The following is a 9426-nucleotide window of genomic DNA, read 5'->3' as shown; positions in this document are numbered from 1 at the left end:
GAGCGGCTCCAGCAGGCCGCCGCCGCGGCGGCCCCGCAGGACCGCTCCGAGGCGGCCGCCGCGCTCCCCGAGGACTACTTCGACGACCAGCAGGACGTGGACGCCGACCTGGACGCCATGGACGCCGACCTGGAGAAGGCGCTGGAGGGGGTCGAGGAGGCGGTGGACGCGGTCGTCGACTCCGTCGCCGAGGGCGAGACCACCGCGTCCGCGCAGGACATCCAGAAGGCGGTGCAGGCCGTCGTCGACGCCGTCCGCGGGGACGCCGCCGCTCCCTCGACCGGCATGAACACCCTGCCGGCCAACGACGCCGCCGCCGACTGGTCCTGAACCGGACCCCGACCCGACCGGGCCGGAAAGTCCGAGAATACGACCGGCCGGCATCGTTCGGGTGCAGTCACCGGAATTGTGCCGCCATGGAGTTTCTCCCGCGCGGAGCACTCGTTACAGAAAGCGGACGCAGCACCGCGGGAAGTCCAACTTCCCCTATGCACGCGCCTGTTGTAGCGAGACATCCCGTCCAGGAAGGACCCCCTCCCCCATGAAGCCCACGAAGGTCGCAGCGGTCGTCGCCGGTTCCCTGATGGCCATGGGCGCGGCCGCCCCCGCGTTCGCCGCCGAGAGCCTGACCCCCTCCAGCCTCAACGGAGCCGTCGACACCCTCGGCAAGCGCGGTCTGACCGAGGCGGTCCCCGCCGACGGGGTGACCAAGGTCGCCGACGGCAAGCTGGTCGGCAAGGTGCAGGACACTGCGGGCAACCTGCCGGCGCAGGACGCCGCCCCGCTGCTGGGCGGTCTGCCGCTCGGCAAGTGACACCGGCCGCAGCGCGGCGGAAGGGCCGGCCGGGGACGACGCGTCGTCCCCGGCCGGCCCTTCCGCACGCCCGCCCCCCATACCGTCCGTTGCTGCATTCGGGCGAATAGCGAAGCGCACACCGGGCCGGGCTCGTTCTCGGGACTGGACGGCACGGAACTCACCGGCACCCACCCGACACACCTCCGACCGGGAAGGCATACGCAGCGATGAACTCGAAGACTCAAGGAGGCATGGCGCTCGTCGTCACCTGCCTGGCGTCCGCGGCGATGGCCTCGCCGGCGCTCGCCGCCTCCGCCCCCGTCGCCCCGGTGGACATCCCGCTGCACGGGCTCGGGACCGTGCTGCCCGAGACCCCGGTGCTCCGCACCGGCGTGCCGATCCCGGTGCCGGGCGCCCCGTCGGGCTTCACCCGGCGCGCCGAGGGCGGACTGCCGCCGCTGCTGGTGCCCCAGCTCCCGCTGACCACCGGCACCCCGGAGACGACGATCAGCGCGGAACTGCCGGACGTGGAGGGCGACCGGCCCACCGGCCGCGCCCTGCTCGCCGCCCCGGCGTCCGACGTGCACGCCCTCACGCCCGGCGCCGTCGCCGGGCTGCCCCTCACCCTGCCGGGCGCCGAGACGCTCGGGCTGCCGGGCCTGGCGCTGCCGTCCGCCGGGGTGCTCCCGCCCGCCCTCACCGGCACCGTCGAGTCCAGCATGGGCCTGGACTCCCCCGCCGCCGGCCGCTGAGTCCGCGGCGGCCGGCGTGCGGCCGAACGGGCGAACCGCGCCCCGACGGGCGTCACCGGGCCCCCTCGGCCGTTACCCGCAGTGAGCGGTGCCGTTGACAGGGGGTGACGACCGGCCGCGGTCACGCGGCCTCGTCCCCGTACGGCCCGCACTTCCCGTGCCCGTCCTCGTACCGGCACGCGCGGCGGTCCCTTACGGACCCGTCACCACGTTCCCTCCCGTACGTACAAGGAGATTCTGATGTCTCGCATCGCGAAGGCCGCCGTCGTCCTCGCCGGCACCAGCGCCATGGCCCTCGGCGGAGCCGGCCTGGCCGTCGCCGACGCCGACGCCGAGGCGGCCGCCGCCAACTCGCCCGGCGTGCTGAGCGGCAACGTCCTCCAGGTCCCGGTGCACGTCCCGGTCAACCTGTGCGGCAACACCATCGACGTCATCGGCATCCTGAACCCCGCCTTCGGCAACCAGTGCGCCAACATCAGCGGGAAGAAGGACCACGACAAGAACGACGACTCGAAGAACCACGGCCACGACAGCGGCTACGGCGGCTGATCCTCCCCGCCCGTCGCCCGCGTCCGCGGTGCGAAGCCCCCGGCCGGTCACGTCGACTCGTGACCGCCGGGGGCTTCGGCGTACGGCGACCGTTCGCACTCAGCCCTCGTACCGGTACAGGTGCCGGACGTCGGCCACGTCCTGCGGGGTGACGTCGAACGGCGGCATCGGCTCGTGCCGCGCCACCACCCGCCGGTACTGGGCGGAGGAGGGCGGCGGCGGGGCGGCCGGCAGGTAGCGGGCCCCCGGGTGGCGGGCCTGCCAGCGGGTCCACAGCAGGTCCACGAAGGCGTGGTGCAGCCAGAACACCGGGTCGTTGACCGACGCGCCGCCCACCATCAGCCCGCCCACCCAGCGGTGCACCCGGTTGTGGCAGGCCCAGCGGGCGGTGCCGGTCGCCCCGGGCCGCCAGCCCTCCAGCTTGTTGCGGAAGCCGCCGCCGCTGGTGGAGTCCCACGGCGCGGTGTCGTACACCCCGTCCGCCATCGCCCGGTCCACGTCGGCCCGGGTCGGCAGCGCGATCGGATCGGCCGGATGCCCCAGACTGCGGGTCAGGAACGGGTCGTCGGTCACGCCGACCGTGATGGTCCAGTTCCCGCTCCCGTACGCGAAGGGCCCGGTGGTCACCCGGCGGTCGCCGCGGCGGCCGTCCCCGCCCAGGAAGTCCTCGCCCCAGAGGGACGCGGCCGGGGTGCGGTCACGGGTCCAGTCCCAGTACGGCACGGTCACCGCCGGGTCCACCGCGCGCAGCTCGCGCTCGAACTCCAGCAGGTACTGCCGGTGCCAGGGCAGGAAGGACGGCCCCATGTGCGCGACCCGCAGCCCCCGGTCGCCGTCGGCCGTGTAGTGCTCCACATGGGTGCGCACGAAGTCGTCGTAACGCCCGGCTCGCTTGACCGCCAGCACCGCCGCGACGAACCTGCGCCGCTCGGCCGCCGTCAGGCTCCGCTGGTCCTTACGCACGTACGCCGCCACCGGCGCCTCCCGTCCGGCCGTCGCCCCTCTGATGCCCGCCGGCCCGGCCGCCCCCGTGGACGGCGGCCCGCGCGCTCAACCGGGCCGCGCCCAGCTCGTCCACCGCCGCCCGCGCGGCCGCCAGCGGCGTCGGATACGAGGCGTAGTGGTCCAGCGGGGACAGGAAGCCCCCGTCGGCGCACCGCATGAGGTGCAGCGGCCGCCCGTCGACGTACACCCCCGGCGCCCCGCCGCCCGCGTCCCCGCCCTGGATGCGGTGCCCCCGGTACATCTCGTCGAAGCCGCTACGGGGGCCGGTGCCGCGCCCGGTGCTCTCCCGGCCGGCCGTTCCGTCGGCGTGGCGGACCAGCGGGGCGAGCGCGCCGCCGGTGAACGCGGCGACCGCCAGGGTGAACAGCGTCCGCAGGGCGGCCCGCCGCCCCGGTCCCCGTACACGGATCATCGCGCGCCTCGCTTCCGGAACATCGCCCCGCCACCGCCACCGGCGGCACCACCGGTCTCCGCCAGATCGCCCCTGGGCTGCCCCTGGGCTGCCCCTGGGCTGCCCCTGGGCTGCCCCTGGGTCAACGACCCGTCCGCGGAAGCGTTGCGGCGGGGCACGCGTACGGCCGTTACCCGGGCAGGTGAATCCGGGCCCGGCGGCGTGGGCCGAACGGGTGAATCTCGGACCGGACGCCGGTCCGTCCGGGGCTACGCTCGCTCGCCATGACCTCTACGACCGCCGTATCCCCCGGGCGGCAGGCCTCCCCGCTGGGCACGCTCGCCGTCATCCCCTGGGCCAGTGACCCGGACGCCGACCCCGGACAGGAGCCCCAGGTTCCGTTTCTGATGGTGTACTCGCTGGGCGACGGGCGGGACGGCCCGGAGGCCGGCGCCGAGGCGCTGCGGGCCGAGCTGGAGAAGACCGGCCTGTCGGTCGGCGACAAGGTCGCCGACCTGGCGCGTGAGACCCGGATCCCGGTCACCCTGCTGGTGGAGGCCGAACAGGCCGCGCTGACCCTGCCCTTCATGCGGGTGCAGTGCCCCGTGCCGCCGCAGTGGGAGCGCGCCGCGCACCAGACCGGCAAGGTCTACCTGGTGTGCTCGCTGCGGCCGTGGCCGGAGGCGGTGCAGGGGCAGCCGGTGGACGAGGAGCGGCTGCGGGCGTTCATCGGGGACGAGTCGCTGGTGGAGCAGAGCGCGCACGCCATGGTCCCGGTCCGCCGGGTCCGCACCTGACCCTCCGACGAGGGGACCGAGAACCGGGGCGCCGGCGGCGGGTGGTCGCGAAGGCCCGCCGCCGACGCCCCTTTCCCTCTCTCGCAACCGCCCTCCAACTCCTCCTTTCTGTTGAACAATTGCCGTCAAACCCCGCCGAATCGGCGTCGCGTGTAACGTCCCCGGCATGACGATGACGCGCGTGCAGAACCAGGTGGCACCGGGCCGGGCGCCCGCCGAGGGCCGGGTGTCGCACACCCTCGGCGCGGGGCGGGCGTTCGCCTGGATGCTGGTGGTGACCGGGGCGGCGGGGCTGCTCGCGGCCTGGGTGATCACCCTCGACAAGTTCAAGCTCCTGGAAGACCCGGGCTTCACCCCCGGGTGCAGCCTGAACCCGGTGGTCTCCTGCGGCAGCGTGATGAAGAGCGCGCAGGCCGAGGTGTTCGGCTTCCCCAACCCGATGCTGGGCCTGGCGGCGTACGCCGTCGTCGCCGCCATCGGCTTCGCGCTCCTCTCCCGGGCGGCCTTCCGCCGCTGGTTCTGGCTCGGCCTCAACGCCGGCGCCCTCTTCGGCGTCGGCTTCTGCACCTGGCTCACCTACCAGTCCCTCTACGAGATCAACGCCCTGTGCCTGTGGTGCTGCCTGGCCTGGGTCGCCACCATCGTGATGTTCTGGTACGTCACCTCGCACAACGTCCGCCACGGCCTGCTCCCCGCACCCGCCCCCGTCCGGTCCTTCCTGGACGAGTTCACCTGGGTGCTGCCCGTCCTCCACCTCGGGGTGATCGGCATGTTGATCCTCACCCGCTGGTGGGACTTCTGGGCGAGCTGAGCCGGGCCAGTGGACGAGGGCCATTCCGTCGGCGCCGCCCGGCGGCCGGTGGCGGCCCGCAGGATCACGGCGAGGCCGCCGACGCGGACTACCTGATCCGGCTGGTCGGCGCCGGCCCGGGCGTGGCGCTGCCCCCTCCCACCTACGTCGCGGAGCTGACCGGTGTCGCCGTCATCGAGGTCACCGACGCCCCCGCCCGCGCCGAGTACGTGATCTGCGCCGACCGAAGCACTCGCACCCCCGCAGCCACCGCCTTCCTGGAACTTCTGGTCATCGACGAGGAGTGATCGGGACGCCCGGCGTCGGCGGGCGCAGGCCGCCCGCTCTGCATGGATCTCCCCACCGCCTGCACACATCTGTGCGACCGCGGAGACCTACGCGTAGAACAATGGGCGCACACCGACGGGAGGGGATCGCGCACCATGGCGTGGGACGAGTGGGAACAGCTCAAGTCGGCTGCCTCGGAGCGGCAGTCGACCGGGATGCAGTTGAACCGCCTTCCGGACGAGCCTGGCGACGGCAAGTCGTCGACCACCAACCCCCAGGGCGACCTGCAGGTCTCCAACGACCAGCTGTCCAAGATCGGTGACCAGGCGTACGAGCTGTACAACCGCCTGTGGCGGGAGGGCCGGGTCGCCGAGCGGACCACCGACTCGGCCGGCGCCGACCTCTCGGGCCAGGGCTTCGACCTGGGCGGCGCGCTGACCCACGTGTCCCTGAAGTGGGCGTCCTCGCTGGCGGACCTGATGGACGCCTGCACGCACATCTCCAACCACATGGACTACACCAAGAACGCGCACGCGGGCGACGAGGTGTTCATCGAGCGGCGGGTCTCCGGCATCGCCACGCTCGACGCCGGCTTCGACGAGCGGGCGGGCGAGCCCGGCAAGCGGAACGCGGACGCCTACGGCAGCGGCAGGGACGAGAAGAAGGGCGGTGAGTGATGGACTTCGACACCCTGCTGCACGCGAAGTTCGGCACGCTCGACAGCGCCCTGACCGACTGGGACACCCTGGTCACCAACCTGGAGAAGCTGGAGCGGGCCGCCAACGACGGGCTGAAGGCCACCGCCGCCAAGGCCGACTGGCGGGGGGTGAACTCGCAAGTCGGGCGGAACTTCGTGGCCAAGACCGTGGGCGAGTTCGCCGACGCGCACACCCAGGCGACCTCCGTACGCCACATCATCCGCGACACCGCCGGCGAGTTGAAGAAGTACCAGGGGGATCTTCAGGACGCCCTCTCGCGTGCGAAGGGGCAACACATCTCCGTCACCGCCTCCGGCACCGGGTTCACCGTCAAGGCCGCCGACGGCGAGGCCGGAAAGGACGTCCGACAGAGCGAGGTCGACGGCCTTCGGGACGAGATCGAAGGCATCCTGAAGGGCGCCGCCGAGAGCGACGGCACCGCGGCGAAGATCCTGCGTGCCCTGGCCGACCAGGCCGAGAAGGGCTTCGGCGACGGCTCGTACAAGGACCGCGACCAGGCTGCCGACGCGATGAAGAAGGCCGAGGAACTGGCCGCGCTGGCGAAGAAGGACCCGGGCAAGCTGACCGGGGCGGAATTCGACACCCTCCTCGCCGGCCTCTCGACGTACAACAGGGACGGCCTCTTCGCGTCCACGTTCGCCCAGCAGCTCGGCGCTCAGGGCACCCTGGACTTCTGGGCGAAGCTGAACGACCCGAACAGCCGGGACTTCGCCGCCGACGGCAAACGCTTCGACCAGCACGACGACCTGCAGAAGAACCTCAGCCTCACCCTTGCCAACGCCACCCAGAGCCACAGCCCCGAGATGTCGCGCTGGAAGACGGACATGCTCCTCGCCGTCGACAGACCGGTCGGCGGGGCCGGCGGGCTCTCCGGCTACGTGGTGATGAGCAACCTCATGCGCTGGGGCGACTACGACGACGACTTCCTGACCGGTTACGGCAGCGGGATGATGGCCAAGGAACGGGAGGGCGTCCGCCACGGCAGCCGTCCCGAGCAGATCTGGGGCTACCACGGCGGCGGCCTGTGGCCGCACCTGAACAGCACCGGCACGGACGCCGGATTCGACCCGATGACCGGCTACATGAAGGCGCTCTCCAACAGTCCGGACGCGGCGACCGACTTCTTCACCGGACCGTTCATCGACAAGGACACCGACGGCAACCCCTACGAGCGGGACACCGACGGCGACGGCAACAAGGGCAAGATCGACCTGACCAACTTCCAGTACCTCTTCGAGGATCGGGAGTGGATGCAGGACCAGGACTCCGAGGGCGAGGACAGCATCTCGGGCCGCAACTACCTCGCCGGGGCCCTTGAGGCGGCGACCACCGGGCACCCGGCCGGCGAGCTGCCGACACCGGAGACGTACAGGCACTCGGAGGAGCAGGCGAAGCTGTACGCGGACGTCGTCAAGTCCGTTTCCGAGGTGCCGTCCCGGCTGACGGACCACTCCTACATGTCCGACAGTCTCGGGCAGATGTCGGCGGAGTACATGCCGGACATCCACCGGGCACTGTCCGCCGGCGACTACAAGCAGGATCTGCTGTACCCGGTCGAGGGGTCGGTCGCCAAGCCGAGCGAGCAGGATCTCACCCGCTTCATGTACACGCTCGGCCAGAACCCGGAGGGCTACGCCGCCCTCACCGTGGGTCAGCACGCTTACACGGCGTCGATGATGGAGCACCACTTCGCCCATCCCGAAGCCTTCGTGGCCGACCCGCGGTACAGCGCCACCGAGAACCTGGAGCTGGCCATCACCGACGTCGCTCAGAACGCCGGCGAGATCCAGGGGACTCTGGCGACCGGTCGGGCGTACGCCGCCGAACTGGACGCCGGCAACAAGGACGCCGAGTTCAACGACGCCATCACCACGGCCGGGGAGTGGGGCGAGAGCCTGGTGGGCCTCGGTGTCGGCGCCGCCACGGCCACGGCCACCGGGCCCGGGGCAATGGTCGCCGGCGGCGTCGCGGAGACGGTGGCCGGTCAGGTCATCGGAAGCCTCACCGAGGGCATGATGAAGGACAGCTCGGGCGAGGTCATCTACCGCAACGGCCAGGAGATCAACGGCACCCGCGACTCCACGTTCACGCTCGTGGAGGAGGCCGCCCGCAAGGCCGGCGAGAAGGCCGGCGCGCCCTCACCGCACATCGTGGCCGAGGTCGCCAAGGCGGCCGAGGCGGGCTTCACCCACGCCTCGACCAACACCGACGGATATCTGAACGGGGTGGGCAAGCCCTCGGAGCTGGAGAAGGACGAGTGAGGCAGCCATGACGCCGACCAAGAAGCACACCACCATCGCCGTCGCCGTGGTCGCGGTGCTCCTCGCCGCTTGGAGCGGTATCGGCTACACCACCGGACTGCCCCCCTTCGAGAAGGAGCGGGGCACGATCAAGGCCAACGAGGTCTGCCGGTCGCTGGGCTCATCGGACGACGTCGTGGACGCCCTGAACCGCGTGCTGCCCGACTCCTCCTCGTACAGCTTCGCACCGGAGCGGATCACCCCCCGAGGTACAGGGAGGACCGACAACGACTTCGACGCGCACTGCTTCGTCAACGGCGACGACGGCCGGCTGATGACCGTACGCACGGAGATGTTCAATGGTGCACCGCTGGAGAGCGCCTGGCAGAAGCAACTGCTGGAGAACCAGATGCAGCGCGACCCGAAGCTGTTCACCGCCGGCCAGCGCGCCTTCACCACTTCCAAGATGGCCGCCGTCTACTCCGCCTGCCTCGACCTCGGCAACTACGGCCTGAGCACCTACGTCAGGCTCGAACAGCCCGTCCCGGCCGACCGCCTCGGCGATCTGCGCCGCCTGGCCACCCTCGCCGCCCGCCAGGCACACGAAAGCGCCGACTGCACCGAGCCGGCCGACGCTCCGGCAGGCTGAGGAGGCCCGGTCAGCGCGGCCGCCCAGCGGTACGTGCAAGAGCCTTCCCAGCATTCCCGGGACGCCGTGCGGCGCATCGGGGACAGTTCTTCCCTCCCCCGGCCCGTCCCGCCTCCGGAAGAGCCCGACCCGTCCCCCAAGAGACCAGCTTCGAGACCACGGCCGGTCGACCGGGGCGGTCCCGGCGGCGATGCCGCATCCACTGATGGAAGAAGCCCAGGTCAGATACGTCTGACCTGGGCTTCAGGGTGAGCCGCCTTCGGGATTCGAACCCGAGACCTACGCATTACGAGTGCGTTGCTCTGGCCAACTGAGCTAAGGCGGCATGCCGTGTCGACCGGGAGGGGTCACAGCGGCCTGGCCAAGTTTACACACGTCCGGAGGGTGGTCCGTACGCCCTCCGGACGGGCGGGAGGGAAGGGCGGCGGCGGGTCAGGTGCAGCGCTTGCC

12 protein-coding genes and 1 tRNA gene are annotated in these 9426 nt (G+C 71.9%); 10 read left to right on the top strand and 3 right to left on the bottom strand.

Annotation, left to right across the window (positions count from 1 at the left end; translation table 11 throughout):
- The 4 genes from C6N75_RS30890 to C6N75_RS23565 all read left to right on the top strand — a co-directional run.
- A partial coding sequence (locus C6N75_RS30890; protein ID WP_219852904.1) for a hypothetical protein occupies positions 1 to 330 on the top strand: 330 nt, incomplete at its 5' end.
- A gap of 211 nt (positions 331 to 541) precedes the next feature.
- Positions 542 to 814 carry a hypothetical protein gene (locus C6N75_RS23575; RefSeq protein ID WP_105870907.1) on the top strand — a complete coding sequence of 91 codons (273 nt, stop codon included), beginning with the start codon at positions 542 to 544 and terminating at the stop codon, positions 812 to 814.
- A 233-nt stretch (positions 815 to 1047) separates the two neighbouring features.
- Positions 1048 to 1548, top strand: a complete 501-nt coding sequence (locus C6N75_RS23570) for a hypothetical protein (protein WP_105870906.1) — start codon at positions 1048 to 1050, stop codon at positions 1546 to 1548.
- Positions 1549 to 1788: 240 nt separating this feature from the next.
- Positions 1789 to 2097: a chaplin gene (locus C6N75_RS23565; protein ID WP_105870905.1), complete on the top strand. Its 309-nt coding sequence runs from the start codon at positions 1789 to 1791 to the stop codon at positions 2095 to 2097.
- 99 nt (positions 2098 to 2196) lie between these two features.
- Here C6N75_RS23565 and C6N75_RS23560 read toward each other — a convergent pair whose 3' ends face one another.
- Positions 2197 to 3072, bottom strand: coding sequence for a tyrosinase family protein (locus tag C6N75_RS23560; protein WP_105870904.1), 876 nt, complete (start codon positions 3070 to 3072; stop codon positions 2197 to 2199).
- Positions 3053 to 3514 carry a tyrosinase family oxidase copper chaperone gene (locus C6N75_RS23555; RefSeq protein ID WP_105870903.1) on the bottom strand — a complete coding sequence of 154 codons (462 nt, stop codon included), beginning with the start codon at positions 3512 to 3514 and terminating at the stop codon, positions 3053 to 3055. The genes C6N75_RS23560 and C6N75_RS23555 overlap by 20 nt, the downstream gene beginning before the upstream one ends.
- Before the next feature lie 263 nt (positions 3515 to 3777).
- On the opposite strand from C6N75_RS23555, the gene C6N75_RS23550 reads away from it, so the two are divergent.
- The 6 genes from C6N75_RS23550 (at position 3778) to C6N75_RS23525 (ending at position 8976) form a co-directional block, all read left to right on the top strand.
- Positions 3778 to 4290: a DUF5949 family protein gene (locus C6N75_RS23550; protein ID WP_105870902.1), complete on the top strand. Its 513-nt coding sequence runs from the start codon at positions 3778 to 3780 to the stop codon at positions 4288 to 4290.
- Positions 4291 to 4456: 166 nt separating this feature from the next.
- Positions 4457 to 5101 carry a vitamin K epoxide reductase family protein gene (locus tag C6N75_RS23545; protein ID WP_105870901.1) on the top strand — a complete coding sequence of 215 codons (645 nt, stop codon included), beginning with the start codon at positions 4457 to 4459 and terminating at the stop codon, positions 5099 to 5101.
- Positions 5080 to 5388, top strand: coding sequence for a LysR substrate-binding domain-containing protein (locus tag C6N75_RS23540; protein ID WP_322888071.1), 309 nt, complete (start codon positions 5080 to 5082; stop codon positions 5386 to 5388). The genes C6N75_RS23545 and C6N75_RS23540 overlap by 22 nt, the downstream gene beginning before the upstream one ends.
- 135 nt (positions 5389 to 5523) lie before the next feature.
- Positions 5524 to 6045, top strand: a complete 522-nt coding sequence (locus tag C6N75_RS23535) for a hypothetical protein (protein ID WP_105870900.1) — start codon at positions 5524 to 5526, stop codon at positions 6043 to 6045.
- Complete coding sequence (locus C6N75_RS23530; RefSeq protein ID WP_105870899.1) at positions 6045 to 8348, top strand: DUF6571 family protein; 2304 nt, start codon at positions 6045 to 6047, stop codon at positions 8346 to 8348. The genes C6N75_RS23535 and C6N75_RS23530 overlap by 1 nt, the downstream gene beginning before the upstream one ends.
- Before the next feature lie 7 nt (positions 8349 to 8355).
- Positions 8356 to 8976 (top strand): hypothetical protein, encoded by a 621-nt coding sequence (locus tag C6N75_RS23525; RefSeq protein ID WP_105870898.1) that lies wholly within the window; start codon positions 8356 to 8358, stop codon positions 8974 to 8976.
- 251 nt (positions 8977 to 9227) lie between these two features.
- Here the strand turns inward: C6N75_RS23525 and C6N75_RS23520 are convergent.
- A tRNA-Thr gene (locus tag C6N75_RS23520) sits at positions 9228 to 9301 on the bottom strand.
- Positions 9302 to 9426: the final 125 nt, after the last annotated feature.

Source organism: Streptomyces solincola, from assembly GCF_002982015.1.
Lineage (GTDB): Bacteria > Actinomycetota > Actinomycetes > Streptomycetales > Streptomycetaceae > Streptomyces > Streptomyces solincola.
This window is presented reverse-complemented; position numbering and strand designations above follow the sequence as displayed.

Excerpts from the sequence above, each read along its gene's own strand:
- C6N75_RS23575 (WP_105870907.1), top strand. The coding sequence starts at position 542 with ATGAAGCCCACGAAGGTCGCAGCGGTCGTCGCCGGTTCCCTGATGGCC.
- C6N75_RS23570 (WP_105870906.1), top strand. The coding sequence starts at position 1,048 with ATGGCGCTCGTCGTCACCTGCCTGGCGTCCGCGGCGATGGCCTCGCCG.
- C6N75_RS23565 (WP_105870905.1), top strand. The coding sequence starts at position 1,789 with ATGTCTCGCATCGCGAAGGCCGCCGTCGTCCTCGCCGGCACCAGCGCC.
- C6N75_RS23555 (WP_105870903.1), bottom strand. The coding sequence starts at position 3,514 with ATGATCCGTGTACGGGGACCGGGGCGGCGGGCCGCCCTGCGGACGCTG.
- C6N75_RS23550 (WP_105870902.1), top strand. The coding sequence starts at position 3,778 with ATGACCTCTACGACCGCCGTATCCCCCGGGCGGCAGGCCTCCCCGCTG.
- C6N75_RS23545 (WP_105870901.1), top strand. The coding sequence starts at position 4,457 with ATGACGATGACGCGCGTGCAGAACCAGGTGGCACCGGGCCGGGCGCCC.
- C6N75_RS23535 (WP_105870900.1), top strand. The coding sequence starts at position 5,524 with ATGGCGTGGGACGAGTGGGAACAGCTCAAGTCGGCTGCCTCGGAGCGG.
- C6N75_RS23530 (WP_105870899.1), top strand. The coding sequence starts at position 6,045 with ATGGACTTCGACACCCTGCTGCACGCGAAGTTCGGCACGCTCGACAGC.
- C6N75_RS23525 (WP_105870898.1), top strand. The coding sequence starts at position 8,356 with ATGACGCCGACCAAGAAGCACACCACCATCGCCGTCGCCGTGGTCGCG.